The organism is Aeromonas sp. S8(2024) (genome assembly GCF_041403085.1).
GTDB lineage: Bacteria > Pseudomonadota > Gammaproteobacteria > Enterobacterales > Aeromonadaceae > Aeromonas > Aeromonas dhakensis.
Map to the genome: position 1 here is coordinate 227,855 of NZ_JBGLRF010000004.1, position 26,837 is coordinate 254,691.

The following is a 26,837-nucleotide window of genomic DNA, read 5'->3' on the forward strand; positions in this document are numbered from 1 at the left end:
CAATGTCAACTCGATGAATCCTGTCGTAAAATGCATGTCTTGAATCAGCCGTAGCTACCACGGATTGCGCGAGTCTTTCACATGACAAAACGGACACTGGGATACTCCTATCCCATCGCCCTGACCATCAGCCTTGTTCCTGCCCTGACCCCTGCCATCGTGCAGGCAGCGCCGCTGACGCCGCCTCCCGCCACCGGGATCCTGGACGGGCTCTGCTATGACTATGTCCCCAAGATTGAAAAACTGGCGCCCGGCACCGACGCCAATGCCCAGCCCGTGGAGGTGGATGCCGATCGCCTCGAAGCCAAGCAGGGCGGCACCGCCGTCTATCAGGGCGACGTCAAGGTGCGCCAGGGCGTGCGCAAGTTCGATTCCGACTACGCCGAGCTCGATCAGAAGAGCCGGGACGTCATCGCCATCGGCAACATCTATTACAACGACGGCCAGATCACGGTCACCAGCGACAAGACCCTGAAATCCAACCTGGATACCAAGAATTCCGAGCTGGAAGAGGGCAAGTATCAGGTGCATGGCTCGCCGGTGCGCGGCTCTGCCGACCGGGTCACCATGACCAACAACAACCAGAACATCACCCTGGAAGGGGCCCAGTACACCACCTGCCCACCGGGCCAGGAAGTGTGGACCCTGAAGGCGGGCAGCATCGACATCGATCAGACCGAGGTGTTCGGGGAGGCCTGGAACGCCAGCCTCTGGCTCTACGACTATCCGGTGTTCTACTTCCCGTACATCAACTTCCCCATCAAGGATGAGCGCAAGACGGGCCTGCTCTACCCGGGTTACACCCAGAGCTCCAAGAACGGCATGGACATCACCCAGCCGTTCTACTGGAACATAGCCCCCAACTACGATGCCACCATCACCTCCCGCTTCATGGACAGACGGGGCCTGATGGAGCAGGTGCAGTTCCGCTACATGCCGGATCCGGCCCACGTGGGCAGCCTCTATTTCGAGAACCTGGCCAACGACAAGCAGTACGACGAGACCCCGAGCCTCAACCAGGCCATGTCCGACGGTCACCGTTACCTGCTCAACGCAAACCACACCTCGCTGTTTGCCGACAACGCCATGAGAGTGTCGCTCGACTACACCAAGGTGCGGGATCGGGATTACAACTACTTCAACGACTTCTCCCCCAAGGTGGGTACCCAGGTCGACAACCAGTTGCAGCAGTCCCTGATGGCCGGTTACTTCCAGCCCAACTGGAACATCAACACCGAGGTGCGCACCTACCAAATCTTGCTGGCCAGCGCGCAGCAGCCCCACGAGCTGATGCCGCGCATCAACCACAACTACTACCAGCAGGGCAGCTGGTATGATCTGGCCTGGAATACCGAGATCACCAAGTTCGGCTACAACAATGCCCAGGCTATCGAGCAAAACAAAGGTAGCGCCTACACCGGCACCCGGGTCTACACGGCCCCGACCCTGACCATGCCGCTCATTGACGAGGCTGGCTACTACCTCGACAGCCAGTACAAGCTGATGTACACCCGCTACGATCAGGAAGTGCCGGACAACATGAGCCAGACCTTCGTCAACCGCTTCACCCCTGCAGGCGCCAACGGAGTCACCCTGGATGAAGGGATCATCACCCGCACCCTGCCCTCATTCCGCCTCAAGGGCGGCATGACCTTCGAGCGCAACCAGAACTGGTTTGGCGGCGATGCCAACCAGACCCTGGAGCCGGAGTTCCAGTACCTCTATGTGCCCTACAAGGATCAGGACAACATAGGCGTCTATGACTCCACCACCATGCGCCAGGACTACTACAGCCTGTTCAGCGACCGCCGCTACGCCGGCCTGGATCGCATCAGCGACTCCAACAGAGTCTCCATCGGCCTCACCAGCCGGGTATATGATGAGGTCGGCGATGAACGAATTCGGCTGGCCGTTGCCCAAGCTTTCGATTTCGTTGCGCCCAGGGTCAAGCTCTATCCCAGCGAAACCCTGACCACCAACACCCGCTCCCCGCTCTCCTTCGAGGGGGATGCCAAGATCAACGAGCAGTGGTTTGCCCATGCCGGCGCGCAATATGATATGGACCAGAGCCGGCTCAGCTCCGCCAACAGCGCCCTCGAATATCGCCACGAGAAGCTGATCAGCCAGTTGAACCACCGTTTCGTGCGCGACGCCAACTACGATCTCGAAAACCGGGGACAGGTCACCGACCTCAACCAGATCGGCCTGCTGTTGACCACGCCGCTCAACGATCAGTGGCACCTGTACGGGGGTTACTACCAGGAGCTCAACCAGAGCGTGAAGTCTGATCGCAAGGTGGGCCTGAAGTACGACTCCTGCTGCTGGAGCATCAACTTCAACCTGGAGTGGGTCAACACTCCGGACAACGTGACCCTGCGTCCAACCTCGGAGCGCAGCCTGGGCATTCAGTTTGAAATGAAAGGATTGGGTAGCGTGGGTACCGGCACCAAGGGCACCTCCCTTGACACCGAAGCACTGCCTTACATTCGTCCGTTTAACCTGCGAGACCAATAAGCGGTCTGGCAAACGCCTTGAGAGATGGATATGAAGAAGACGTTGATTTCCCTGCTGACTGCAGGCCTGTTCGGAGCCATGAGCCAGGGTGCCTTCGCCGCCCCCGAGCTGATGGACAAGGTGCTTGCCGTGGTCAACAAGGACGTGGTGCTGGCCAGCCAGCAGGAGGCCCTGGTCCAGAAGGTCAAGATCTCCGCCCAGGAAAACGGCCAGTCCCTGCCCGATGACGCCACCTTGCGCAAACAGGCGCTGGACCGACTGATCCAGGAGAGCCTGCAGTTGCAGCTGGCCGAGCGCCAGGGCCTCAAGATCAGCGATACCCAGCTGGAGCAAGCGATCCAGAGCATCGCCGCCGACAACAAGATGACCCTGGATCAGCTGCGTGCCCAGCTGGATCGCGAGGGGCTGACCTATGCCCAGTATCGGGAAGAGGTGCGCCGCGAGATCCTGATGAACGAGGTGCGCCGCAACCAGGTGCGCCGCCGCATCAACATCTCCGAGCAGGAGGTGAAGCAGGTAGTGGATATCCTGGCCAAGCAGGGTCAGCAGCAACAGCAGTACCATGTCGGCCACATCCAGGTTGCCCTGCCGGACAACCCTAGCGCCGAGCAGCTCAACGCCGCCAAGAGCAAGATTGAACGCATCTTGGCCGCCCTCAAGCAGGGCGCCGACTTCCGCAAGATGGCCATTGCCGAGAGCAGCGGACCCAAGGCGCTGGAAGGGGGTGACTGGGGCTGGATGAGCCCGCAAGAGATGCCGACCCTGATGGCCGAGGCCGTGCAAGGTGCCAAGAAGGGCGACATCGTCGGCCCGCTGCGCTCCGGTGCCGGTCTGCACATCATCAAGGTGTTCGACAGCAAGGGCCAGCAGCAGGTGGTGCAGACCGAAGTGCGCGCCCGCCACATCCTGATCAAGCCCTCCATCATCCTGAGCGAAGAGAAAGCCAAGGGGATGCTGGATGGCATCCTGCACGACATCAAGAGCGGCAAGGCGAGCTTCGCCAGCCTGGCGGAGAAGTACTCCGAGGATCCGGGCTCCGCGGTGCAGGGTGGCGAACTGGGCTGGTCTGATCCCAACGTCTACGTGCCCGAGTTCCGCGACATGGTCAACCGCCTGCAACCGGGCCAGATCAGCGAACCCTTCCGCACTACCCACGGCTGGCACATCGTCCAGCTGGAAGAGCGCCGCAGCCAAGATGCCACCACCAAGGCCCAGGAGCAGCGCGCCTATCAGCTGATCTACAACCGCCGCTTCACCGAAGAGTCCCAGGCCTGGCTGGACGAGCTGCGTGACGAGGCCTACATCCAGATCGAAGGCGCCGGCAGCTGATGACCTGTCGTCGCCTCGCCATTACCCCGGGTGAACCGGCCGGGATCGGCCCGGATCTGGTGCTGCAGATAGCCCAGCAGGATTGGCCGCACCAGTTGGTGGTGATCGCCGATCCGGCGCTGCTGCGTGAACGGGCCGCCCTGCTGGGGCTGCCCGTCGAGCTGCTGCCCTATGATGCCGGTCAGCCGGCACAACCGCAGCGGGCGGGCACCCTCACCGTCTGCCCGGTTCCCCTCGGCGCCGCCGTGATACCAGGCAAGCTGGACGAGGGCAATGGCGCCTACGTGCTGGCCACCCTGCAACGCGCCTGCGACGGCAACATGAGCGGCGAATTTGCCGCCGTGGTGACCGGGCCGGTGCACAAGGGGATCATCAACCAGGCTGGCGTCTCGTTCAGCGGTCACACCGAGTTCTTCGCCCAGCAATCCAACACCGCCGACGTGGTGATGCTGCTGGCGACCGAAGGGCTGCGGGTCGCGCTGGCGACCACCCACATTCCGCTGGCCTATGTGGCGATGGCCATCACCGAGGATCGCCTCGGCAAGGTGATCCGCATCCTGGATGCGGATCTCAAAGCCAAGTTTGGCATCGCCAAGCCCCGCATTTACGTCTGCGGCCTCAACCCCCACGCCGGGGAAGGCGGCCACCTCGGCCGTGAAGAGATTGACGTGATCGAACCCGCCCTGGCCGGCCTGCGCCAGGAGGGGATCGATCTGGTCGGCCCGCTGCCGGCCGATACTCTGTTCCAGGAGAAATACCTCAAGGATGCGGATGCGGTACTCGCCATGTACCACGACCAGGGGCTGCCCGTGCTCAAATACAAGGGCTTCGGCAGTTCGGTCAATATCACCCTTGGACTCCCTTTCATCCGCACTTCGGTGGATCACGGCACCGCACTGGACCTGGCAGGCAAGGGCCTGGCCGACTCCGGCAGCCTGATCACCGCGATCAACCACGCCATCAAGATGGTAGAGAAAAAAAGATATGAGCAGTAAGGTGCACATGGGCCACACGGCCCGTAAGCGTTTCGGTCAGAACTTCTTGCACGATCGCTACGTGATCGACCAGATCGTGGCCGCCATCAATCCGCAGCCGGGTCAGAACCTGGTGGAAATCGGCCCGGGTCTGGCCGCGCTGACCGAGCCGGTCGCCGCCCAGATGGACAAGATGACCGTGGTCGAGCTGGACCGGGATCTGGCGGCGCGCCTGCGCGAGCACCCGACCCTGAAGGACAAGCTCACCGTCATCGAAGCCGATGCCATGCGTTTCGACTTCAGCACCCTGATGGGGGAAGGCAAGGGGCCGCTGCGCATCTTCGGCAACCTGCCCTACAACATCTCCACCCCGCTCATCTTCCACCTGTGCGAGTTCGCCGATCGGGTAGAAGACATGCACTTCATGCTGCAAAAGGAAGTGGTGCTGCGTCTGGCCGCCGGCCCGGGCAGCAAGGCCTATGGCCGGCTGAGCGTGATGACCCAGTACTACTGCCAGGTAGTGCCTGTGCTGGAAGTGGGCCCTGGTGCCTTCAAGCCGGCGCCCAAGGTGGATTCTGCCGTGGTCCGACTGATCCCGCACAAGAACCCGACTATCGTCGCGAAAGACATTCGTTGCCTGAACCGGGTCTGCACCGAGGGCTTCGGCCAGCGTCGCAAGACCATTCGCAACAGCTTCTCCAACTTCATCACGGACGCCCAGCTGACCGAACTTGGCATCGATGGCAACCTGCGCCCGGAGAACCTCTCCCTCGAGCAGTTCGTCATGATCGCCAACTGGCTGGCGGATCAGCCAAAGGCCTGATCCCGTGGCAACCCCGCACATCCTGGTCCGCCCATACCCCTCGTATGTGGCGGATAGCAAAGACCCTTACCAGTTCCACTATCTCATCGAGATCGAGAACCTGGGGCCCGGCCCGGCGCAACTGCTGCGCCGGCGCTGGCTCATCACCGATGCCAATGGCAAGATGCTGGAAGTCGAAGGCCCCGGCGTGGTCGGCGAGCAGCCGGTCATCGCCCCCGGCGAGACCTTCCGCTATCAGAGCGGCGTACCGCTGGCCACCCCGCTCGGCGTGATGGAAGGGAGTTATACCCTGCAAGACGAGTCGGGGCAGCAATTCGAGGTGCCCATCGCACCCTTTACGCTGGCCGTCCCCCACATTATCAACTGAGGTTTCATGGCGAACTGTTTTGTTGGCGATATCCAGGGCTGTTACGACGACTTGCGCCGTCTGCTGGATCTGGCCGAGTTCGATCCCGCTAACGACGTACTCTGGCTGTGCGGCGATCTGGTCGCCCGCGGCCCGGACTCCCTCAACACCCTGCGCTTCGTCAAAGGGCTGGGCAACCGTGCCGTCACCGTGCTCGGCAACCACGACCTGCACCTGCTGGCGGTCGCCGATGGGGTCGCCCCGCTCAAGAAGAAAGACAGACTGCAGGAGCTGATGGACGCCCCGGATCGGGACGAGCTGCTGGAGTGGCTGCGCCACCGCCCGCTGCTGGCGGAGCACCCCGACCTGCCCATCATGATGGTGCATGCCGGCATCTCCCCGGCGTGGGACGCCCGCACCGCCCGCAACTGTGCCCGCGAGGTGGAAAGCCTGCTGCGCGGTGATCAGTACCAGTGGCTGCTGCACAACATGTATGGCGATCAGCCCGATGGCTGGCAGGACGATCTGGTCGGGATCGAGCGTTATCGCTACATCATCAACACCTTCACCCGGATGCGCTTCTGCTATTTCGACGGCCGGCTCGACTTCAAATGCAAGAAGGGCCCCACCGAGTCGACCCCGGGCCTGCGCCCCTGGTTCGAGCAGCGCGAACACCATGTGGACGACCCCATTATGGTGTTCGGCCATTGGGCGGCCCTGATGGGCAACACCGGCAAGCAGGACATCAAGGCGCTCGACACCGGCTGTGTCTGGGGCAACAGCCTCACCCTGTGGCGTTATGAAGATGATGCCCTGATCGCGACCCCCTGCCCTACCTACGCCAAGTAATGGTGAGGCGAGCGTCTGGACAATAAGAGCCTCACTCTGTGGCGTTATGAAGATGACGCCCTGATCGACACTCCCTGTCCCACTTACGCCAAGTGACGATAAGCGGCTGAACCTGAGCAACCCTGTGGTGCCATGAAGATGATGCCCTGATCGCCACTCACAGTCCCGCCAACGCCAAGTAGGCTGCAGACAATAAAACAAAACGGGCCCGGTATTGCCGGGCCCGTTTTTTATGGTGCATCGCTCACCCTAGAGCTTGCGCCCCAGTCGTTTCTCGATCTGCTGTCGCTCCCACTCGGGGCCAAACAGCTTGAAGGGCTGGAACAGGTTGATGGCATGGGAGATCAGTCCCAGCCCCCAGCCCAGCGCCGGCCACCAGGCCCAGATATAGCCCGGGTTGCTCAGATAGTTGATGACAAACAGCCCGCATATTACCAGCAGGTAGCTGGCGATGTGGTAATAGAAGCCCTTGAGCCCCTCCACATAACGCATGGCGGCCCGCTCCTCTACCGATACCCGAATCTGATCCCGTTCCATCGTGTCACTCCCTCTCATCTCATGCTCCTGTTGGCTTGTACCGTCAAGTTGCGCCACCTCGAGCTCAAAGACGGCGGCCAGGGCCTTGAGGGATTCCAGTCCGGGCTGCTGACCCTGCTCGATCCGCTGAATGGTGCGAACGCTCAGGCCGGTAAAGGCGGCCAACTGCTCCTGTGACCAGCCCCGCTGCAATCTCAACTTCCTGACGATCATCTCGAACTCCTTGTGGTTGATTGACGGGGCCAGCATAGGGGCCGGAGGGTGGCATGCGACACGACAGCAGCCTGACACCAACCTGACTTTCCTTTTAATTCAGTGTATTAGATAAAATAGAGGGAGCAGAAATCCCATCTTTCCTCCCCACAACGCCCCCCTCTCGATGACCTGACAGCAGGGCGACAGAGGCGCTTCTAGCAAGATAGCGCCCTGCTCTTCGGGGAGTCGAGCTTATAGCGCCTGCATCAGCTCGGCGGCAATTTCAAAGGAGCGCAGCCGCGCCTGATGATCGACGATGGGACCGTTGAACATCAGCTCGTCGGCCCGGGTTTCCGCCAGCAGCGCCTTGAGGCCATGGCGTACCTGATCCGGGTTGCCCACCAGCGAGCGGGCCAGGGTCTGCTCCATCGCCACCAGCTCGCGTTCGGACCACTCCTCGCTCAGTTCGACGACGGGCGCCGGCAACTTGCCCGCGTTACCGCGATGCAGGCGCAGGAACTGCTGCTGCAGGGTAGTGAACTGGAAGCGCGCCTCCCGCTCGCTGTCGGCGGCGATCATGTTGATGCAGACCACCGCATGGGGCTTGGGCCAGCGGGCGGAGGGGCGATACTGGGCGCGGTAAATTTCCAGCGCCTGCAGCAGCATGGCGGGGGCGAAGTGGGAGGCAAAGCCGAACGGCAGCCCCATGGCCGCCGCCAGCTGGGCGCTGTAGAGGCTGGACCCCAGCAGCCAGATGGGCAGATGCAGCCCCTGGCCCGGCACCGCCTGCACCGCCCCCACCTCGTCGCCAAAGTAGTCCATCAGCTCGCGCACATCCGCCGGGAAGTCATCCACCTCGCCGCTGCGCTGGCGTCTGAGCGCCCGCATGGTGCGCTGATCGGTGCCCGGCGCGCGGCCAAGGCCGAGATCGATGCGATCCGGATAGAGTGACGCCAGGGTGCCGAACTGCTCGGCAATGACCAGCGGCGAGTGGTTCGGCAGCATGATGCCGCCCGCGCCGATGCGCAGGGTATTGGTGCCGCCGGCCAGGTGGCCGATCAGCACCGAGGTGGCGGCACTGGCGATGCCCGGCATGTTGTGGTGCTCGGCCAGCCAGTAGCGGTTGTAACCCCAGCGCTCGGCATGACGGGCCAGATCCAGCGAGCGGCGAAACGATTCGGCCGGCTGGGAGCCTTCGGCAACGGGCACCAGATCGAGCACGGAATAGGGGATGGCAGACATGGGTCACTCCATTGATTCACAGACCAGTAACAAGGGGGGCAATGTAGCACGGGATACCTGAATGAATCACCTGATCGGCCGGCAAAATTGACGAGCACGGGTTACGGGAGCACCAGCAGGGGGAGTTTCTCTCTGTCACATCCCGATCTCTCTGAATGGGTTATTGTGTTTATTGTCATCCTGCAGGCACACTGCTGGTTGATCGTCTCTGCAATCGCCCGTGTGACAAGGATGTGTCCATGACAACTGCCAGGCCAGGTCGTAAACCCTTCTATGTGCATATCGCCACCCTCTTCATCCTGCTGTTCACCCTGCTCGGCAGCGCCCTCATCGCCTTGCAGTTCCAGCAAGGGGCCCGCCAGGGGCTGGAGCACGAGCGACAGAACTTTCTGCAGTATCGCCAGCAGCTGGCCCTCGCCCTGCAACTGAACGAGCGGCCGGCCCGCATGTCGCTCAGCCTGCTGCGCAGCGGCCAGCTGGCGGCCATGACAACGTTGACCGACCGTCTGGCCTACCTGCCGCAACTGGCGGAGGTGCTGGCCAACAGCCCCAGCTATGGGGCCGTCTATGCCGGCTACGAGGATGGCGACTTCTTTCTGGTGCGCAAACTGACCGAGCGGGCCAAGACCCAGCTGGGGGGCGTGCCGGCCGCCAGCAGCCTGCTGGTGCAGAGCCTCAGCCAGGGCAAGGGGGAGTTTCTCTATTTTGATCAGCGGCTGAGCCTGCTCGAGCGGCGCCCCATGCCGAACTACCGCTACGATCCCCGCAGCCGCGACTGGTACAAGCAGGCCCGCTGGCGTGCGGGGATCGCCACCACCAACCCCTACCTCTTCTTCACCACCAAGGAGCCTGGCATGACCCTAGCGGTGGAGAGCGACGATAGACGCGCCGTGATCGGGCTAGACACCAGCGTCGAGGGGCTGTCGGCCCTGATCGGCAAGCTGCAGTTGCCTGCCCAGAGCCAGGTGATCCTGTTCGATGAGTACGCCACCCTGCTGGCCGCCGATCCCAGGCATCTGCCCAGCTTCGAGCAGCTGAGCCAGCTGCCCATGCTGGCCAGCCTGCCCCACCCGGCCCTGGCGGACCTGCAACAACGGATCATCAGCCAGCCCACCTTGCTGAGCGAGCCGGCCGAGCTCAACCTGACTGCCGCCGATGGCAGCGACTGGCTGGTCAACCTCTCCCCCCTCGGGAGCGACTCCCCCTTCCATATCGCCCTGCTGGTGTCGGCCGACCTGCTCTATCAGCAGGCCAGAGACGAGGCCCTGGTCAATCTGGGCTGGGCGCTGGCGGGCCTGCTGCTGCTGCTGCCGGTGATCTGGCTGGTCTCGCGGCGTACCGCCACCCCGCTGCTGGCGCTCACCAAGGAGGCGGAGCGGATCCAGCATTTCGATTTTGGCGAGAGTCGGGTCCCCGAGTCTGCCATCCGCGAGATCGACGATCTGGCCCATACCATGTCAGGCATGCGGCTGACCCTCGGCAACTTCATGAACATGGGGCGGGCGCTGGCGGCCGAACACCGTTTCGACTCCCTGCTCAGCCGCATCCTGCACGAAACCATCGCCGCGGTGCAGGCCGAAGGGGGTTGTCTCTACCTGGCTCAGGAGCAGGGGATGGTGGCGGTGCAGGCGCTATGGCGCAAAACGCCGCTGCCGACCGGGCATATCCGCTGGCAACAGGCCCTGTTTGGCGAGCTGGCCCGGGGCGAGCGGCTCAGCCTCGCCATCGACCAGCAGGGCTGGCAGCAGCATCTGGCCGACTGGGGCCCCTTCCCCGGCCCCTGCCAGCTGGTGGCCGAGCCCCTGCGCAACCATCGCCAAGAGCTGATCGGCTGCCTGCTGCTGATCCTGCCTGACTGCTCGGCCCGTGAGCTGGCCTCGCGCATCAGTCTGATCGAGGCGCTGGCGGGCACCTCGGCCTCAGCCATCGAGAATCAGCGCCTGCTGGAGGAGCAGAAACAGCTGCTGGAGTCCTTCATCGAGCTGATGGCCGGCGCGATCGACGCCAAGAGCCCCTACACCGGCGGCCATTGCCAGCGGGTGCCGGAGCTGACCCGGATGCTGACCGAGGCCGCCTGCGCCCAGCAGCAGGGACCGTTCGCCGAGTTCCGGCTCAACGAGGAGGAGTGGGAGGCCATCCATATCGCCAGCTGGCTGCACGACTGCGGCAAGGTGACCACCCCCGAGTTCGTGGTGGACAAGGCCACCAAGCTGGAGACCCTGTACGACCGGATCCACGAGATCCGTACCCGCTTCGAGGTGCTCAAGCGCGACGGCTACATAGAGGCGCTGGCGGCCCGTCTGCCGGCGTCGGAGCGGGCAGCGGCCAGGGCGACGGTGGCGCCGCTCTGGAGCACCCTGGACGAGGAGTTCGCCTTCGTCGCCGAGTGCAACCTGGGCGGAGAATGGATGGCACCGGAGAAGCTGACCAGGCTGGATGCCATCGCCAGCCGCACCTGGCTGCGCACCCTGAACGATCGGCTCGGCATCAGCCGGGAGGAGCTCAAGCTGCGCCAGGGGGAGCCGGCCGCACCGCTGCCCTGCGTCGAGCCCCTGCTGGCGGACAAGGCCGCCCACCTCATCCCCCGCCCCGTCCACGATCAGCTGGACGAGCGCAACCCCTGGGGCTTCAAGGTGCGGGTGCCCACTCACCTCTACAACCGCGGCGAGCGCTACAACCTCGCCATCGGCCGCGGCACCCTCACCGAAGAGGAGCGCTACAAGATCAACGAGCACATCATCCAGACCATTCGCATGCTCGAACGTCTCCCCTTCCCCCGCCATCTGCGCAGCGTGCCAGAGATTGCCGGCGGCCATCACGAGCGGATGGACGGCAAGGGCTACCCGCGCCAGCTGCTGGGCAGCCAGATGAGCATCCCCGCCCGCATCATGGCCATCGCCGACATCTTCGAGGCGCTGACCGCCAGCGATCGCCCCTACAAATCGGGCAAGACGGTCTCCCAGTCGCTGGCCATCATGCAAAGCATGGTGCGCGAGCAGCACATCGATCCCGCCCTGTTTGCCCTGTTTGTCAGCAGCGGCATCTGGCGCGATTACGCCGGGAGATTCCTCGCCCCCGAACAGCTGGATCAGGTGGATGAAAACGCCCTGCTGGCCGGGCTGGCCTAGGGCCGGGTCATATTTTCTTACATTTACGGGCTGGCCTGAACGCCCCCGGCTGGTTATAACGGTGCCCCTATAGCGAAGGGGGAGCAATAGACTCCCCCTCACTCTTTGTCACACCACACTGTTCAGGTTATCTATGTCAAAACATCTCATCATGCTGGGCGCGCTGACGCTCTCCGGCTGCTCCCTGTTGTCTCCCCCCGCCCCCACCGTCACCCCGGTGCACCTGGCAGATGCCAGCCAGCGCGGCTTCTACATCGAGTGCAGCAGCATGACGGCCTGCTTCCAGCAGGCCAACCAGACCTGCCCGCAGGGCTACCAGGAGACGGATCGCCGTCAGCAGACCCTCTACAGCACCCAGTACACGGCAGGCAGCTATGACGACGAGAAGAAGGTCTACAAGGCTGGCAAACCCTATCGCATGGCCAACACGGTGCACTCTCTGACCATCCAGTGTCCGGTCGATATGGGCATCACGCCGCGCTGATCCGCGCTTTGCGGCCGGCACGAGGCAGATGGCCCCGGCCGGCCGCTAGCCACCCTTTTCTTGTTTCATCGAGCACCACTCTCTTATGTCACCCCGAATGTTCCTGCTGGGCAGCCTCTTGCTGTCCGGCTGCGCCCTGCTGCCGGCGCCCGCCACCGTCACCGAACTCGCCTCCACCAATCCCGCACTGCAACGCTTCCAGATCGAGTGTGCCGCACTGGAGGAGTGCCAGCAGCAGGCGACGCTGAGCTGCCCACTCGGCTATCAGGAGACCGATCGCCGCCAGCGCACCTTCACTTCCCATCAGATGAGCATGGGGGCCGCCGATCCGATGACGGGGTTTCGCCCAAGCTTCCCCCAGAGCAGCACCTTCACCACCCATACTCTGCTGGTGCAGTGCCCCCGCAAGCCGGCACAGCCCCACCCGCTGGGACGCTGACAAAAAAGGGCCCGCAGGCCCTTTTTTCCGATGTCGCCACGCTCAGCGCATCGCCTCGGCGTGCTGGCGGGCCAGCTCGTCGCTCATCAGTTCCCGCATCCTGAATTTTTGCAGCTTGCCGGTTACCGTCATGGGGTACTCCTCCACGAAACGGATGTATCTGGGCACCTTGAAGTAGGCGATGCGGGCCGACAGGAACTGCTTCAGCTCCTCCTCGCTGGCCTCCTGGCGGGGCCTGAGCTTGACCCAGGCGCACACCTCCTCGCCATAGCGCTCGCTGTCGACCCCGAACACGGCTGCATCCTGCACCGCCGGATGATCATAGAGCCGCTCCTCGATCTCGCGCGGGTAGATGTTCTCGCCCCCGCGAATGATCAACTCCTTGCTGCGTCCGACGATCCGCACATAGCCCTCTTCATCCATGATGCCGATGTCCCCCGAGTGCAGCCACCCTTCCTCATCTATGGTATCCGCCGTCTTGACCGGATCCTGCCAGTACCCCTGCATCACCCCGTTGCTGCGACAGCAGATCTCGCCCCGCTCGCCGATGGCCACTATCTCTCCGCTGGGGTCGACCAGCTTGATCTCGGTGTGACCGATGGCGCGGCCGACCGTGGTGACCCGCTTGTCCAGCGGCGCATCGATGGCGGTCATGTGATTGATGGGACTGCACTCGGTCTGGCCGTAGGCGATGGTCACCTCGGTCATGTGCATCAGGGTCTGCACCTTGCGCATCAAGGGCTCGGGGCAGATGGCACCGGCCATGATACCGGTGCGCAGAGAGGAGAGATCGAACTGGTCAAACTCCGCCAGCTCCAGCTCGGCGATGAACATGGTCGGCACCCCGTGCAGGGCGGTGCAGCGCTCCTCGCTCACCATCCGCAGGGTGGCCGCCGGATCGAAAGCTTCGGCCGGAAACAGGGCGCAGGCCCCCACGCTGATGCAGACCAGATTGCCGAGCACCATGCCGAAACAGTGGTAGAGCGGCACCGGGATGCAGAGCCGATCCTGCTCGCTGAACGCCATGCCTTGCGCCACCTGGCGGCCGTTGTTGAGGATGTTGCTGTGACTGAGGGTAGCCCCCTTGGGGTTGCCCGTGGTGCCCGAAGTGAACTGGATATTGATGGCGTCATCGGGTTTGAGGGTGGCGGCCACTCGGGCCAGCCAGGCCGGATCTTGCCGGTCGCCCAGTGCCAACACCTCGGGGAAGTTGAGCATGCCGGCGCTTTGCTCCTCCCCGAGCCGGATCACCATCTCCAGGCTTGGCAGCCGGGATGATGTCAGGCGGCCTGGCGGACAGCTCGCCAGCTCGGGAGCCAGCTCGCCCAGCATGGCGAGGTAGTCGCAACCCTTGAACGCGCTGGCGCAGATCAGGGCCCGACAACCCACGTTGTTGATGGCAAAGGCGAGCTCGTAGCTGCGGTAGGCGGGGTTGATGCAGACCATGATGGCCCCGATGCGGGCCGTGGCGAACTGCACCAGGCACCACTCGATGTTGTTGGGCGACCAGATGCCGACCCTATCCCCTGGCCGGATCCCGAGCGCCAGCAGTCCCAGCGCCAGCCGGTCTATCTGGGTCAGGTATTCCCGGTAGTTCCAGCGGATCTGCTGGTGGCGCACCACCACGGCGGGCCGCTCGGGGAAACGTTCCGCCACCTCTTGCAGGTAGGCGCCTATGGTCTGGTGAAGCAGCGGCTGATCGCAAGGACCGGCCCGGTAGCTGAGCAGTGAGGTCATGGGGTGACTCCTGGCCACATAGGTTGGAATTGCCTACTGCTCGGCTGGCGTGTTTTTCAGCTTGTTACATTAATGTAAAGTAAGGCCTCGTAAAAGACTCACTTTGGTCTAATAACGGCCATAAAAAAACGGCCAACCGAAGTTGACCGTTTACAGACGCGGGGCAGATCAGAACAGCAGGTGCGCCACCCCGGCGATGACCGGCAGGGTGATCAGGGTGCGCAGCAGGAAGATCACGAACAGCTCCCACAGCTTGACCGGGATCTTGCTGCCCAGCAGCAGGGCGCCCACTTCCGACATGTAGATGAGCTGGGTGACCGACATGGCGGCGATCACGAAGCGGGTCATCTCGCTCTCGATGGTGGAGGCCAGCACCGCCGGGATGAACATGTCGGCGAAGCCCACCATGATGGTCTTGGAAGCGGCTTCCGCCTCCGGCAGTTGCAGCAGCTCCAGCAAGGGGACGAAGGGGGCCCCCAGCCAGTTGAAGATGGGGGTGTGCTCGGCCAGCATCAGGGCACAGGTACCCACCGCCATCACCACCGGCAACACGCCGAACACCATGTCCAGGGCATTCTTCACCCCTTCCCGCGCCACCGCGCCGAGATCCGTCATGCTGTCGGCCTTGGTCAGGGCCCGCTCATAGCCATAGCTCAGCACGCTGTGCTGATGGGGGATCGCCTCCTGCTTGCGGCACAGGGGGGTACCGTCGCTGTAGACATCCTTTTTCCAGGAGAGCGGCGGCAGGCGTGGCACCACGATGGCGGCCACTACCCCAGCCAGGCAGACGGTCAGGTAGAAGGGCACGAACATGTGCTCCAGCTTCACCTGGGAGATCACCACCAGGCAGAAGGTGATGGAGACGGCAGAGAAGGTGGTGCCGATGACGGCGGCTTCCCGCTGGGTGTAGAACTTGCCTTCGTACTGTTTGCTGGTGAGCAGGATGCCGACGCTGCCATCCCCGAGCCAGGAGGCGAAGCAGTCCACCGCAGAGCGGCCCGGCAGGCGGAACACGGGGCGCATGATGCGGGTCATCATGGTGCCGACAAACTCCAGCAGACCAAAATCGAGCAGCAGCGGCAGCAACAGGCCGGCGAATATGAAGACGGAGAACAGCACCGGCAGCAGATCGTGCAGCACCAGGCCACCGGTCGCACCGGAACGCAGCACCTCGGGACCGGCCTCGAAGAAGGTCAGCAGCACGAAGATGCCGCCAAGCACCCGTACGCAGGCCCAGAAGGGTGAGACGTTGAACAGGCTGTTGAGGAAGGGGCGCTTCACCAGGATCGCCGGCTTGAACAACCAGGCGATCAGGGTCATCAGCATGGTGGTGGTGATGATGGCGCTGACCATGGCCACCAGATAGTCGGCAAACACCCTCTGTACCAGCTTCGCCAGTACGGCTACCGGGATGGTAACGTTGCCGTCATAGAGAACGGGGGTCATGAACAGCAGGATCCCGATGAGTGACGGGACCAGGAACATCAGCACGTTGCGACGGGTATTGAGCGCAGGTGCTTGCAGAGTCTTTTCCAGCATGGTTTACAGCCTTAATGTTACTTTTCCTTAGCCAGGCGAACCTGCATACCCATGCTCTCACCCGACAAAACGGGCGCAAGAATACTCCAAAAAAATGCACAAACAAGCTTTTAATGGATCATTTCAAGCATAAATATTTTCACAGGCAAACCTTCCATAAGAATGTACCCAAACAGATGCGCATATCAATTCATTACAAATGGTTAGCACATTGTTTCGTTAAGGTTACATTCAGGAGCGCAGTATAATCAGTTGCGGTTGGCAGGCAATAAGTGACATGAGAAATATATCTATATGGTGATCCAGTCGATCCCCATAAAAAAACCGGAGCCTGGCAAGGCTCCGGTTTTTCAGCGGCGAGTGGCGGCGCTGCGCGCACCCGCAGAATGGGGGTCAGTCACGCACGTAGATGACTTCCACGCCATCATCGTCTTCGTCGTCCCAGTCATCGTCATCCAGCGACTCGTCAAACGCCTTGGAGGCAGCCAGCGCATCCGCTTCGGCCTTGGCCAGCTGGTTCTTGTGGTAGTCGTCCCACTTGAACTCCACCTTCTCGATGGCTTCCTTGGCATCTTCCGCCAGCTGACGGGGCATGGTATCCAGCAGATCCAGGATGTCGTAACAGACCTTCTTGGTCCCTTCCTTGCTGATGGCGGTGATGGCGTAAACCGGCCCTTCGTGGTTCAGGGCGGCCTTCACGCGCTCCATCACTTCACCTGCCTCTTCTTCCAGGATCAGGTCCATCTTGTTGAACACCAGCCAGCGTGGCTTGCTCGCCAGCTCCGGGCTGTACTTCTCCAGCTCGCGGACGATGGTCACGGCATTCTCGGCCGGATCGGAACCATCCACCGGGCAGATATCCACCAGATGGACCAGCACGCGGCAGCGCTCGAGGTGCTTGAGGAAGCGGATACCGAGGCCGGCGCCTTCGGCAGCACCCTCGATCAGACCCGGAATGTCGGCAATGACGAAGGAGCGGGAGTTCTCGCCACGCACCACGCCCAGGTTCGGCACCAGCGTGGTGAAGGGGTAGTCAGCCACTTTCGGGCGGGCCGCAGAGACGGCACGGATGAAGGTGGACTTGCCGGCGTTGGGCAGGCCCAGCATGCCGACGTCGGCCAGCAGCAGCAGCTCCAGCTTCAGGGTACGTACTTCACCCGGGGTGCCGTTGCTCTTCTGGCGCGGCGCACGGTTGACCGAGCTCTTGAAGCGGGTGTTGCCAAGACCGTGGAAACCACCCTTGGCGACCAGCAGCTTCTGCTCGTGGTGGGTCAGATCCCCCAGCAGTTCGCCGGTATCTTCATCGGTCGCACGGGTACCAACCGGCACGCGCAGGATCTTGTCCTTGCCGCGACGACCGGTACAGTTGGCGCTCTGGCCATTCTCGCCACGCTCGGCGGCATGGAAACGCTCGAAACGGTAGTCGATCAGGGTGTTCAGGTTTTCATCGGCAACCAGATACACGTCGCCACCGTCACCGCCGTCACCGCCGTCCGGGCCGCCGTTCGGAATGTATTTCTCCCGGCGAAAGCTCACACAACCGTTACCACCGTCACCGGCATCGACTCGAATCTGGACTTCATCAACAAACTTCATAGGTAACCGTCACCTTAATTCGAAAAACCGATACGCCATTATAGTGGTACAGACCCCTGCGGGCGATACGCATCTTGCCAGTCGCCCCTTCAGAGCCAGGGTCGGCTGCGTGCCGTTTTTTCGTCAACTACATCAGAAAAACAAAAGCCCCGCCTGTTGGCGGGGCTTCGGATCCTTGCGGTCCGTAATTACTCAGCAACGATGCTTACGTACTTACGGTTCAGCGGACCTTTGACTTCGAACTGCACCTTGCCGTTCGCGGTAGCGAACAGGGTGTGGTCCTTGCCCAGACCAACGTTCTCACCAGCGTGGAACTTGGTGCCGCGCTGACGAACGATGATGCTGCCAGCCAGAACTGTTTCGCCGCCGAAACGCTTCACGCCCAAGCGTTTAGCTTCTGAATCGCGGCCGTTGCGGGATGAACCGCCAGCTTTTTTGTGTGCCATCTATCGTACTCCTCTAATTAAGCGCTGATGCCAGTGATTTTGACTTCAGTGAACCACTGACGGTGGCCCGCTTGCTTACGGTGGTGCTTACGACGACGGAACTTGACGATAGTCACTTTCTCGCCACGGCCGTGAGCCACAACTTCAGCTACAACCTTGCCACCTTCAACGAAAGGAGCACCTACTTTAAAAGTGTCGCCTGCAGCAACCATCAGCACTTCGTTGAAGTCGATGGTAGCGCCAGTCTCAACGTTCAGCTTTTCCAGACGAACGATTTGACCTTCGGCCACACGGTGTTGTTTTCCGCCGCTTTGGAATACCGCGTACATTTGATTAACTCCGTAAAGGCGTGTCTTTTGCTCAAGGCCAGACACGCGCAAAAACCTATAACAATGGGCGGGCATTCTACGCAAATCGATTTGCTCAGGCAAGGCCAATTTAGCAAAAAGTTTATTTTGTGCGCATATCTGCCGCCGTGAATAAACGCTTAACTGTAACCCATTGTGAAATCGTGTAGAATCCCCGCCATTGCTAAAATCGCAGTCATCACTGCCGTCACGTTACGAGACTTATGGACCAACAGACTATCCGTGCGCTCTGTGCCGCCGACATGACGGCGGTCAATGAACTGATCCTGGCGCGACTCCAGTCCGATGTCAGCCTGATCAACCAGCTGGGTTTCTATATTGTCAGTGCAGGCGGGAAACGGATGCGCCCCATGCTGACCGTCATGGCCGCCCGCGCACTGGGATATGAGGGTGAGGATCACCTGAAACTGGCTGCCATCATCGAATTCATTCACACCTCCACCCTGCTGCACGACGACGTGGTCGACGAATCCGACCTTCGCCGCGGCCGGGAGACTGCCAACGCCATGTTTGGCAACGCCGCCAGCGTGCTGGTGGGTGACTACCTCTACAGCCGCTCCTTCCAGATGATGAGCGAGCTCTCCAACCTGCGGGTGATGGAGATCCTCTCCGAGGCCACCAACACCATCGCCGAAGGGGAAGTGCTGCAGCTGATGAACTGCAACGACCCGGATACCACCGAAGAGAGCTACATGACGGTCATCTATTGCAAGACCGCCAAGCTGTTCGAAGCGGCCACTCGTCTCGCCGCCGTGCTGACCCATCAGCCCGCGCCCATCGAACAGGCGATGACCGACTACGGCAAGTATCTGGGCACCGCCTTCCAGATCATCGACGACGTGATGGACTACTGCTCCCAGAGCGACGAGATGGGCAAGAACGTGGGCGACGATCTGGCCGAAGGCAAGCCGACCCTGCCGCTGTTGCGTGCCATGGAAGTGGGTAGCCCGGAAGAGCGCCAGCTGGTGCGCGACGCCATCGAGCACCGCAACGGCATGGAGCACCTCGACCGGATCCTGGCCATCCTCGACCGTACCGGCGCGCTGGAGTACTCCCGCATGCGGGCCCGGGAAGAGGCCGACAAGGCCATCGCGGCCCTCGCCATCCTGCCGGACTCCCAACACAAGCAGGCGCTGGAAACCCTGGCCCACATGGCGGTGCAGCGCAGCGCCTGATGCTCAGCCGGAAATAAAAAAGAGGCCATTGGCCTCTTTTTTATTGTCTGGCAAACACAGCCAGGCTCATCCTTTAACGCGCCAGCGCCCACAAGATAACGGCCCCGGCCACCACCAGACAGCCGCCGATACGGCGCAACTGCTCAGCCGGCTGATCGCTCAGCAGCCGCAACATCTGCTGCCAGGCGCGCGGCATCAAGAGCGGCCCCAGCCCTTCGAACAGTAGCAGCAAGCCCAGCCCCATCAGGATAGATGTCAGCATACAACCTCCTTTCTCGTCTGAATGCGCCCCAACCACAAGCGCCTCACACACAGCCCCCCGCTGCCAGCCGATAGCCGGCAAACAAAAGGGCCTGAATCATCAGGCCCTTGGGTCAAATCACGACGAACTTACTGCTTGCTGCCGTGCGGCGACTTGAGGTAGCGGAAGAACTCGCTGTCCGGCTTGAGGACCATCAGGTCGTTGCCACCGGCGAAGCTCTTGCGATAGGCCTCCATGCTGCGCACGAAGCTGAAAAACTCGGGGTCTTTCTTGTAGCTGTCGGCATAGATCTTGGCGGCCTCGGCATCCCCTTCACCACGCAGCTGACGAGCATTACTCTCTGCATCAGCGATCATGACGGTCACCTTGCGGTCGATGTCGGCACGCAGGATCTCGGCCTGCTCGCGGCCCTGGGAGCGATGCTCACGGGCTACCGCGGTCCGCTCGGCACGCATCCGCTGATAGATGGAGCTGGAGACTTCCACCGGCAGGTTGATCTGCTTGATACGCACATCCACCACCTTGATGCCGAGCTCGGAGGAGCGCGCCATCTTCATCAGGGCATCTTCCATCACGGTACTGCGCTCGCCAGAGACGATGTCCTTGATGGTGCGATTACCAATTTCGGAACGCAGACCGTTGTTGATCTTGCGCTTGAGCAGGTCTTCGGCCTGGATCTTGTTGCCACCGCCGGTCGCCAGGTAGTACTTGGAGAAGTCCTCGATCTTCCACTTCACGTAGGAGTCGATGATGAGGTCCTTCTTCTCGGAGGTGACGAAGCGATCGGCCTGCCCTTCCAGGGTCTGGATGCGGGCATCCATCTTGCGAACCTGGTCGATGAGCGGCACCTTGAAGTGCAGGCCCGGCTCGTACAGACGCGGCTCGCCGGATTCAACCCGCTTCACCTTGCCGAACTGCACCACGATTCCCTTCTGGCCTTCATCGACGATGAAGACCGAAGAGAAGCAGACCATGGCGGCCACAGCGATGACACCAATAGCTAGCTTTTTCATCTATCAGTTTCTCCCTGAGCTGAAACGGTCGCCGCTGCGCAGCGGGGTCGGCGTGGAGTTGGCCCCTTCGTTGGACGGCGGGGTTTGTTCTACCACCGGCGCACCTGCCGGACGAGCCGGTTGCACCGCGTTGGCCTTGCCGGAGAGCTTGTCGAGCGGCAGGTAGATCATGCTGTTGTTGCCAGCCGGCATGTCGACCACCACCTTGTTGGCCTGCTGATAGAGCTCTTCCATGGTTTCCAGGTAGATACGATCACGGGTCAGCTCGGGCGCAGCCTGATACTGGGGCAGCAGCTCGTTGAAGCGAGCGACTTCACCCTTGGCCTTCAGCACGATCTGGGACTTGTAGGCCTCAGCCTCCTGCTCCAGGCGCTTGACCTGGCCGCGGGCCTTCGGCTCCACTTCACGGGCATAGGCTTCGGCTTCACGAATGAAGCGCTGTTCATCTTCCTGAGCGGAGATGGCGTCATCGAACGCATCCTTCACCTCTTCCGGCGGACGCGCTGGCAGGAAGTTGACGTCGACGATCTGCAGACCCATGTGATAGGGCTCGATGATGCTGTCGATCACCTGCCAGGTCTCCTGACGCACCTTCTCACGACCCGTGGTCAGCACGTCGTCCATCCGGGTGTGACCCACCACGTAGCGCAGGGCACTGTCGGTCGCCTGACTCAGGCTCTCGTCGGCGTTGGTGACGCTGAACAGGTACTGCTCGGGATCGACCACACGATACTGCACGTCCATCTCGACCCGCACCACGTTCTCGTCCTGGGTCAGCATGAAGCCGGAAGCCGGCAGGGAGCGGACCGACTCCACGTCCACCGGGATAACCCGGTCGATGAAGGTCGGTTTCCAGCGCAGGCCCGGATCCACGTTGTGGGAGTACTCGCCAAAGCGCAGCACCACGCCACGTTCGGCTTCGCGAATGGTATAGAAGCCGCTGACGACCCACACCACTACCGCCACCACCAGCGCGATGGAGAGGCCGAACTTGCCGACGTCACCACCACCCGATTTGCCGCCACCCAGCAGACCACCAAAACGGCGGCTCACCTTGCGCAGCATCTCGTCCAGATCAGGGGGTCCCTGATTCTTGCCGTTGTTCCCCCAGGGGTCACGGTCTTTGCCGTTATTACCAGGCTCATTCCAAGCCATCAGCGTCTCCATTAATACATGCGGATGGATATCATCTCTATCGGGCCATCAACCGTTGATGAAGCCAGCAAACATTCATCTCATCGACGAATCAATGCCTGATAAAGCGTTGTAAACTCTCACCTTCTTGCTTCACGAGGCGGTTCCAGTCAGCCAGTTGCAGGCGGACCTCCAACACAAAATCCCCCTCCTCGCTGAAACCTTCCTGCTCGATGCCCTTGAGGCGATAGAGCGCACTGCGCAATCTGGCGGCCGAAGGAGGCAACTGCAGGGTGTGGTGCACCATGGAGCCGGCCAGCAGCTCGGTCAGGGCAACAAACAGATCGTCACACCCCTCGCCGGTCTGGGCAGACAACCAGACCCGCACCGGGCGCCCCTCTTCGTCCCGCTCCAGCCCGACCGGGTGTTCACCCAGCTTGTCGATCTTGTTGCAGATCATCAGCTGGGGCCGGTCATCGGCTTCGATCTCGGCCAGCACCTGCTGCACCGATTCGATATTCTCCTGCATCTGCTCGTCGGCACAGTCCACCACGTGCAGCAGCAGATCCGCTTCGCGGGTCTCCTGCAGCGTCGCCTTGAAGGCCGCGACCAGATCATGGGGCAAGTGTCGAATAAATCCAACTGTATCCGCCAGAATCACATCACCCACATCCCGGATCACCAATTTGCGCAGGGTCGGATCCAGGGTTGCGAACAATTGGTCGGCAGCATACACGCTGGCAGCTGTAAGTTGGTTGAACAAAGTGGACTTTCCGGCGTTGGTGTAACCCACCAGAGAAACGGTCGGCACCTCGTTGCGGTTGCGGGCACGACGTCCCTGTTCCCGCTGCTTGGCCACCTTGTCGAGCCGGCGCAAAATCGCCTTGATGCGTTCACGCAACAGGCGGCGGTCGGTTTCCAGCTGGGTTTCACCCGGGCCGCGCAGGCCGATCCCCCCCTTCTGACGTTCAAGGTGGGTCCAGCCTCGCACCAGGCGAGTAGAGAGATGGCGCAACTGGGCCAGTTCGACCTGCAACTTGCCTTCGTGAGTACGGGCACGCTGAGCGAAGATATCGAGGATCAGGCCGGTCCTGTCCACTACCCGGCACTGGAACAGACGCTCCAGGTTACGCTCCTGGGCAGGGGTCAGGGCATGGTTGAAGATGACGACGTCGGCGTCCAGCATCTGGACCTGGGACGCGATCTCTTCAGCCTTGCCGCTGCCGACAAAAAATTTGGCGCTGGGCGCACTGCGGCTGGTGGTGATCACCCCCAGCGCATTGACCCCGGCCGAGCTCACCAGCATCTTGAGCTCTTCCAGATCTTCCCGCTCACCCTCATCACTGAAGTTGACATGTACCAGAACGGCCTGTTCGCCGGCTTCATAACGGTCAAACAAGCGCTTGCTCCTTGACAGGAATCATGATGAATCTGGGTTGACGAGTCGCCTCGTCCCGGGATATCACGCCTCGGCTTCACCCTGCTCTTCGCCAGCCGCGCCCTGGGCGTGCTGGTGATGGTTGACGGCACGGGCCGGCACCACGGTAGAGATGGCGTGCTTGTAGACCATCTGGCTCACGGTGTTCTTCAGCAAAATGACAAACTGGTCAAACGATTCGATCTGACCCTGCAGCTTGATGCCGTTCACCAAATAGATAGAAACAGGAATCCGCTCACGGCGCAGCGCATTCAAAAACGGGTCTTGGAGAGATTGCCCCTTAGCCATCTTCTTTTCCTTATAGTTTGTTGTTTTTAAACACCGGATATCAATATAACAACCTGATTATACAGGAGTGTCAAGCCACTCCGGCACGGGCAACGACCCTTGCCAGATTGCCAGACTCACCAGATTCCAACCAGGTCACATCAGACCAACCGCGCAACCAGGTCATTTGACGCTTGGCCAACTGGCGGGTGGCAACAATTCCGCGATAGCGCATCTCATCATACTCCACTTCCCCCGCCAGGTAGTCCCACATTTGGCGGTATCCCACGCAGCGGATGGAGGGAAGATCCGGGGTGAGATCGCCCCGTTGGTAGAGGCCCCTGACCTCCTGTTCAAAGCCACCCTGCAGCATCTTGTCAAAGCGCAGCTCGATGCGCTGGTGCAGCACGGCGCGATCGCTCGGTGCGATGGCAAACTGCAGCACGCGATAGGGCAACCCCTCCCCCTGCACCTGGGTCAGCTCGGTGAGGGTCTTGCCGCTGATGCGGTAGACCTCGAGCGCCCGGCTGAGCCGTTGCGGGTCATTGGGATGGATGCGGGCCCCGGCCACCGGGTCGATGCGCACCAGCTCATCGTGCAGTGCCTGCCAGCCAAGGCGGGCGGCTTCCTCCTCGATGCCGGCCCGAATGGCGGGGTCGGCGGAGGGCAACGGAGAGAGTCCCTCCAGCAGCGCCTTGAAATAGAGCATGGTGCCGCCCACCAGCAGCGGAATGCGGCCGCGATCGGCGATCTCTTTCATCTCCCGCAGCGCATCGCGGCAAAAATCGGCCGCCGAATAGCTCATGGCGGGATCCAGGATGTCGATCAGCCGGTGCGGCGCCTGCGCCAGTTCGGCCGGCGTAGGCTTGGCGGTGCCGATATCCATGCCGCGATAGATGAGCGCGGAATCCACGCTGATGATGTCGCAGGGCAGTGCCTGGCACAGTTCGATGGCGAGATCCGTCTTGCCGGAGGCTGTCGGCCCCATCAGAAAAATTGCAGTCGGCAAGTCAGCCACGTGAAAAACTCCCCCTGCATAGTCGCCACCCCTTGGCGGCGCACCTGCAAAAAAACTGGTTTATGGATTCAAGAGGGCATTTCCCTCAATGGCCATCGGCGAACTCGGCCAGCACGCTCGCCAGCGACAGCGGGCGCACCATGCGAACGTCTGCCAGTTGGTCACTGAAATCGGCAACAAGTTCCGTCAGCAAGCGGTTGGCCGTGGCAAAATCATATACTTTTTCGCGACTTATCCCCTGCTCCACCAGCCATTGGCATAGTACTTCAGCCTGCTGGCCAGCATCACTGTCAGATCCGCTCTCGATCAGTTGCAGCAATTCGGGTAATAAGCGCACCAGATCGGTCTGGCGCAGCAGCGCCGGCACCCGAGTCAGGATCATGGTGTCGCGCCCACCGCTTTTCAACTCCAGCCCCATCCGTTTGAGCAAACGCTCCTGCGTTTCCACCAGCGCGACCAGGTTTTTCGGCAGCTTGAAGGAGACCGGCAGCAGCAGCGGCTGGGCCGCCAGCCCCTGGCCCCAGGTTTCCAGCAGCCAGTGGCGCAGCAGCAGGCGCTCGGCCCGCACCAGCGACAGCAGGGCCAGCCGGTTGTCCCGCTCCAGCAGCAGATAGGCCTGCTCCACCAGGGTCAAGGCCCGCCACGCCCCCGCCTTGGCCGCCACGGCGGCAGGCGCGGTTTCAGTCTCTGCCAGCGGCGTGTCCTGCACCGTCGGCAGGGTGGTGAGCAGCGCGCCCATGCCGCGCATCGCCTCCCGGCTCGGGGGCTCGGGCGGCTGGTAGTTGCCGGGTCGCCCTGCGCCACTTCCTTCCCGCACTTCCCGGGCCGGGGCACGGTAGTTGTGCTCGGCGCCATACCACTCGGCTCTGGGCGCCTGACCCGGATACTCGATAGGGGCACTGACCGGCAGCTCGACCAGGGTCTCGGCCAGGGGTTGGTCGCTCCCGTCGCTTGCCGCCCCTGGCTGGCGCAGGGCGGTAAAGAGCGCCTGAAAGATGAAGTCGTGAATGAGGCGCGCCTGATGGAAGCGCACCTCGTGCTTGGCCGGATGGACGTTGACGTCCACCTGACGCGGATCCAGCTCGATGTAGAGCACGTAGGCCGCGAAGCGGTCGGCCGGCAGCAGCTCGTCATAGGCCTGGCGGATGGCGTGGTTGATGAGCTTGTCGCGCATCATGCGGCCGTTGACATAGGTGTATTGCAGATCGTTCTGCGGTCTGGCGCCGGCGGGCGTGGCCAGCCAGCCCCACAGCCGCACGTCGCTGTGCTCGCTCTCCACCGCCAGCGCGTGGTGCATGAAGGGAGAGCCGCACACCGCGGCGAGCCGGCGCTCCTGCTCCGCCACCGTGTTGGCGGCCTTGTACTGGCGCACCACCTTGCCGTTGTGGCGCAGGATCAGGGTGACGTCGAAGCGGGAGAGCGCGATGCGGCGCACCAGCTCGTCGATGTGGGCAAACTCGGTCTTTTCGCTGCGCATGAACTTGCGCCGGGCCGGGGTGTTGAAGAAGAGGTCCACCACCTCCACCGTGGTGCCCACCGGGTGGGCCGCCGGCTTGACGGTAACGCTCATCTCGCGCCCTTCGGCCTGGGCCTGCCAGGCTTCGGACTGCTCCGCCGTGCGGGAGGTAAAGGTGAGACGGGAGACAGAACTGATGGAGGCGAGCGCCTCGCCGCGAAACCCCAGGCTGTTGATCCCTTCCAGATCGTCGAGAGTCGCCACCTTGGAGGTGGCGTGGCGCGACAGCGCCAGCACCAGCTCATCCTTGGCGACGCCACCGCCATTGTCGCGAATGCGAATAAGCTTGGCACCGCCCTTGTCGATGTCGATCTCGACCCGGTCGGCGCCGGCATCCAGGCTGTTTTCCACCAGCTCCTTGACCACGGAGGAGGGCCGCTCCACCACCTCACCGGCAGCAATCTGGTTGGCCAGAATCGGCGGCAATATACGGATTGGCATCGCTTACTCCTGCTGGTTGAACGGGAT

24 protein-coding genes are annotated in these 26,837 nt (G+C 62.0%); 10 read left to right on the top strand and 14 right to left on the bottom strand.

Annotation, left to right across the window (positions count from 1 at the left end):
- The first annotated feature begins 81 nt into the window (after positions 1-81).
- The 6 genes from lptD to ACB031_RS14000 are packed head-to-tail and all read left to right on the top strand — an operon-like array spanning position 82 to position 6,835.
- On the top strand, positions 82-2,514 hold the full coding sequence (gene lptD, locus ACB031_RS13975) for an LPS assembly protein LptD (protein WP_371139800.1): 2,433 nt from the start codon (positions 82-84) through the stop codon (positions 2,512-2,514).
- A 30-nt stretch (positions 2,515-2,544) separates the two neighbouring features.
- Positions 2,545-3,843, top strand: a complete 1,299-nt coding sequence (gene surA, locus ACB031_RS13980; protein ID WP_005304159.1) for a peptidylprolyl isomerase SurA — start codon at positions 2,545-2,547, stop codon at positions 3,841-3,843.
- On the top strand, positions 3,843-4,838 hold the full coding sequence (pdxA, locus tag ACB031_RS13985) for a 4-hydroxythreonine-4-phosphate dehydrogenase PdxA (RefSeq protein WP_005304160.1): 996 nt from the start codon (positions 3,843-3,845) through the stop codon (positions 4,836-4,838). Before surA ends, pdxA begins: the two co-directional genes overlap by 1 nt.
- On the top strand, positions 4,828-5,640 hold the full coding sequence (rsmA, locus tag ACB031_RS13990; RefSeq protein ID WP_005304162.1) for a 16S rRNA (adenine(1518)-N(6)/adenine(1519)-N(6))-dimethyltransferase RsmA: 813 nt from the start codon (positions 4,828-4,830) through the stop codon (positions 5,638-5,640). Before pdxA ends, rsmA begins: the two co-directional genes overlap by 11 nt.
- 4 nt (positions 5,641-5,644) lie before the next feature.
- Positions 5,645-6,007 (top strand): Co2+/Mg2+ efflux protein ApaG, encoded by a 363-nt coding sequence (gene apaG / locus ACB031_RS13995; protein WP_005304166.1) that lies wholly within the window; start codon positions 5,645-5,647, stop codon positions 6,005-6,007.
- 6 nt (positions 6,008-6,013) lie between these two features.
- Complete coding sequence (locus tag ACB031_RS14000; RefSeq protein ID WP_371139801.1) at positions 6,014-6,835, top strand: symmetrical bis(5'-nucleosyl)-tetraphosphatase; 822 nt, start codon at positions 6,014-6,016, stop codon at positions 6,833-6,835.
- A gap of 249 nt (positions 6,836-7,084) precedes the next feature.
- Here ACB031_RS14000 and ACB031_RS14005 read toward each other — a convergent pair whose 3' ends face one another.
- Together ACB031_RS14005 and ACB031_RS14010 are read right to left on the bottom strand one after the other, a co-directional pair.
- The gene (locus ACB031_RS14005) at positions 7,085-7,585 is read right to left on the bottom strand and encodes a 2TM domain-containing protein (protein ID WP_017763864.1); all 501 of its coding nucleotides are present in this window, start codon (positions 7,583-7,585) and stop codon (positions 7,085-7,087) included.
- A 234-nt stretch (positions 7,586-7,819) separates the two neighbouring features.
- A complete protein-coding gene (locus tag ACB031_RS14010) occupies positions 7,820-8,809 on the bottom strand; it encodes a luciferase-like monooxygenase (protein WP_005304175.1) in 990 nt (329 codons plus the stop codon).
- Positions 8,810-8,964: 155 nt separating this feature from the next.
- Here ACB031_RS14010 and ACB031_RS14015 point away from each other — a divergent pair, with 155 nt between their 5' ends.
- The 3 genes from ACB031_RS14015 to ACB031_RS14025 all read left to right on the top strand — a co-directional run bounded on the left by ACB031_RS14015 (position 8,965) and on the right by ACB031_RS14025 (position 12,860).
- Positions 8,965-11,937, top strand: a complete 2,973-nt coding sequence (locus ACB031_RS14015; protein WP_371139802.1) for an HD domain-containing phosphohydrolase — start codon at positions 8,965-8,967, stop codon at positions 11,935-11,937.
- 133 nt (positions 11,938-12,070) lie between these two features.
- Positions 12,071-12,421, top strand: coding sequence for a hypothetical protein (locus tag ACB031_RS14020; RefSeq protein WP_005304182.1), 351 nt, complete (start codon positions 12,071-12,073; stop codon positions 12,419-12,421).
- An 85-nt stretch (positions 12,422-12,506) separates the two neighbouring features.
- The gene (locus ACB031_RS14025; RefSeq protein WP_124250636.1) at positions 12,507-12,860 is read left to right on the top strand and encodes a hypothetical protein; all 354 of its coding nucleotides are present in this window, start codon (positions 12,507-12,509) and stop codon (positions 12,858-12,860) included.
- 42 nt (positions 12,861-12,902) lie between these two features.
- Here the strand turns inward: ACB031_RS14025 and ACB031_RS14030 are convergent, their stop codons facing one another.
- The 5 genes from ACB031_RS14030 to rplU form a co-directional block, all read right to left on the bottom strand.
- Positions 12,903-14,597 carry an AMP-binding protein gene (locus tag ACB031_RS14030; protein WP_242761150.1) on the bottom strand — a complete coding sequence of 565 codons (1,695 nt, stop codon included), beginning with the start codon at positions 14,595-14,597 and terminating at the stop codon, positions 12,903-12,905.
- A gap of 168 nt (positions 14,598-14,765) precedes the next feature.
- A complete protein-coding gene (locus tag ACB031_RS14035; protein WP_005304191.1) occupies positions 14,766-16,136 on the bottom strand; it encodes a YjiH family protein in 1,371 nt (456 codons plus the stop codon).
- A gap of 393 nt (positions 16,137-16,529) precedes the next feature.
- Positions 16,530-17,732 carry an Obg family GTPase CgtA gene (gene cgtA, locus ACB031_RS14040; RefSeq protein ID WP_017763857.1) on the bottom strand — a complete coding sequence of 401 codons (1,203 nt, stop codon included), beginning with the start codon at positions 17,730-17,732 and terminating at the stop codon, positions 16,530-16,532.
- Between the two features lie 188 nt (positions 17,733-17,920).
- Positions 17,921-18,178 (bottom strand): 50S ribosomal protein L27, encoded by a 258-nt coding sequence (rpmA, locus tag ACB031_RS14045; RefSeq protein WP_005304202.1) that lies wholly within the window; start codon positions 18,176-18,178, stop codon positions 17,921-17,923.
- 17 nt (positions 18,179-18,195) lie between these two features.
- Complete coding sequence (gene rplU, locus ACB031_RS14050; protein ID WP_005304210.1) at positions 18,196-18,507, bottom strand: 50S ribosomal protein L21; 312 nt, start codon at positions 18,505-18,507, stop codon at positions 18,196-18,198.
- Between the two features lie 242 nt (positions 18,508-18,749).
- Between rplU and ispB the strand changes: the two genes are divergently transcribed.
- Positions 18,750-19,721: an octaprenyl diphosphate synthase gene (ispB, locus tag ACB031_RS14055; protein WP_005304213.1), complete on the top strand. Its 972-nt coding sequence runs from the start codon at positions 18,750-18,752 to the stop codon at positions 19,719-19,721.
- Positions 19,722-19,794: 73 nt separating this feature from the next.
- On the opposite strand, the gene ACB031_RS14060 is transcribed toward ispB, so the two are convergent.
- From ACB031_RS14060 to mutL, 7 genes are all read right to left on the bottom strand, one after another.
- Positions 19,795-19,983: a DUF2065 family protein gene (locus ACB031_RS14060; protein ID WP_005304217.1), complete on the bottom strand. Its 189-nt coding sequence runs from the start codon at positions 19,981-19,983 to the stop codon at positions 19,795-19,797.
- A gap of 128 nt (positions 19,984-20,111) precedes the next feature.
- Complete coding sequence (gene hflC / locus ACB031_RS14065) at positions 20,112-20,996, bottom strand: protease modulator HflC (protein WP_005304220.1); 885 nt, start codon at positions 20,994-20,996, stop codon at positions 20,112-20,114.
- Positions 20,997-20,999: 3 nt separating this feature from the next.
- Entirely contained in the window at positions 21,000-22,151 is a 1,152-nt protein-coding gene (hflK, locus tag ACB031_RS14070) for an FtsH protease activity modulator HflK (protein ID WP_005304223.1), read from the bottom strand.
- A 91-nt stretch (positions 22,152-22,242) separates the two neighbouring features.
- The gene (hflX, locus tag ACB031_RS14075) at positions 22,243-23,529 is read right to left on the bottom strand and encodes a ribosome rescue GTPase HflX (protein WP_005304225.1); all 1,287 of its coding nucleotides are present in this window, start codon (positions 23,527-23,529) and stop codon (positions 22,243-22,245) included.
- A gap of 63 nt (positions 23,530-23,592) precedes the next feature.
- Positions 23,593-23,856: an RNA chaperone Hfq gene (gene hfq, locus ACB031_RS14080; RefSeq protein WP_005304228.1), complete on the bottom strand. Its 264-nt coding sequence runs from the start codon at positions 23,854-23,856 to the stop codon at positions 23,593-23,595.
- Between the two features lie 70 nt (positions 23,857-23,926).
- A complete protein-coding gene (miaA, locus tag ACB031_RS14085) occupies positions 23,927-24,844 on the bottom strand; it encodes a tRNA (adenosine(37)-N6)-dimethylallyltransferase MiaA (RefSeq protein ID WP_017782112.1) in 918 nt (305 codons plus the stop codon).
- A gap of 94 nt (positions 24,845-24,938) precedes the next feature.
- Positions 24,939-26,810 (bottom strand): DNA mismatch repair endonuclease MutL, encoded by a 1,872-nt coding sequence (gene mutL, locus ACB031_RS14090; protein ID WP_371139803.1) that lies wholly within the window; start codon positions 26,808-26,810, stop codon positions 24,939-24,941.
- Between the last annotated feature and the right edge of the window lie 27 nt (positions 26,811-26,837).

Excerpts from the sequence above, each read along its gene's own strand:
- lptD (WP_371139800.1), top strand. The coding sequence starts at position 82 with ATGACAAAACGGACACTGGGATACTCCTATCCCATCGCCCTGACCATC.
- surA (WP_005304159.1), top strand. The coding sequence starts at position 2,545 with ATGAAGAAGACGTTGATTTCCCTGCTGACTGCAGGCCTGTTCGGAGCC.
- pdxA (WP_005304160.1), top strand. The coding sequence starts at position 3,843 with ATGACCTGTCGTCGCCTCGCCATTACCCCGGGTGAACCGGCCGGGATC.
- rsmA (WP_005304162.1), top strand. The coding sequence starts at position 4,828 with ATGAGCAGTAAGGTGCACATGGGCCACACGGCCCGTAAGCGTTTCGGT.
- ACB031_RS14000 (WP_371139801.1), top strand. The coding sequence starts at position 6,014 with ATGGCGAACTGTTTTGTTGGCGATATCCAGGGCTGTTACGACGACTTG.
- ACB031_RS14005 (WP_017763864.1), bottom strand. The coding sequence starts at position 7,585 with ATGATCGTCAGGAAGTTGAGATTGCAGCGGGGCTGGTCACAGGAGCAG.
- ACB031_RS14010 (WP_005304175.1), bottom strand. The coding sequence starts at position 8,809 with ATGTCTGCCATCCCCTATTCCGTGCTCGATCTGGTGCCCGTTGCCGAA.
- ACB031_RS14015 (WP_371139802.1), top strand. The coding sequence starts at position 8,965 with ATGGGTTATTGTGTTTATTGTCATCCTGCAGGCACACTGCTGGTTGAT.
- ACB031_RS14020 (WP_005304182.1), top strand. The coding sequence starts at position 12,071 with ATGTCAAAACATCTCATCATGCTGGGCGCGCTGACGCTCTCCGGCTGC.
- ACB031_RS14025 (WP_124250636.1), top strand. The coding sequence starts at position 12,507 with ATGTCACCCCGAATGTTCCTGCTGGGCAGCCTCTTGCTGTCCGGCTGC.
- ACB031_RS14030 (WP_242761150.1), bottom strand. The coding sequence starts at position 14,597 with ATGACCTCACTGCTCAGCTACCGGGCCGGTCCTTGCGATCAGCCGCTG.
- ACB031_RS14035 (WP_005304191.1), bottom strand. The coding sequence starts at position 16,136 with ATGCTGGAAAAGACTCTGCAAGCACCTGCGCTCAATACCCGTCGCAAC.
- cgtA (WP_017763857.1), bottom strand. The coding sequence starts at position 17,732 with ATGAAGTTTGTTGATGAAGTCCAGATTCGAGTCGATGCCGGTGACGGT.
- rpmA (WP_005304202.1), bottom strand. The coding sequence starts at position 18,178 with ATGGCACACAAAAAAGCTGGCGGTTCATCCCGCAACGGCCGCGATTCA.
- rplU (WP_005304210.1), bottom strand. The coding sequence starts at position 18,507 with ATGTACGCGGTATTCCAAAGCGGCGGAAAACAACACCGTGTGGCCGAA.
- ispB (WP_005304213.1), top strand. The coding sequence starts at position 18,750 with ATGGACCAACAGACTATCCGTGCGCTCTGTGCCGCCGACATGACGGCG.
- ACB031_RS14060 (WP_005304217.1), bottom strand. The coding sequence starts at position 19,983 with ATGCTGACATCTATCCTGATGGGGCTGGGCTTGCTGCTACTGTTCGAA.
- hflC (WP_005304220.1), bottom strand. The coding sequence starts at position 20,996 with ATGAAAAAGCTAGCTATTGGTGTCATCGCTGTGGCCGCCATGGTCTGC.
- hflK (WP_005304223.1), bottom strand. The coding sequence starts at position 22,151 with ATGGCTTGGAATGAGCCTGGTAATAACGGCAAAGACCGTGACCCCTGG.
- hfq (WP_005304228.1), bottom strand. The coding sequence starts at position 23,856 with ATGGCTAAGGGGCAATCTCTCCAAGACCCGTTTTTGAATGCGCTGCGC.
- mutL (WP_371139803.1), bottom strand. The coding sequence starts at position 26,810 with ATGCCAATCCGTATATTGCCGCCGATTCTGGCCAACCAGATTGCTGCC.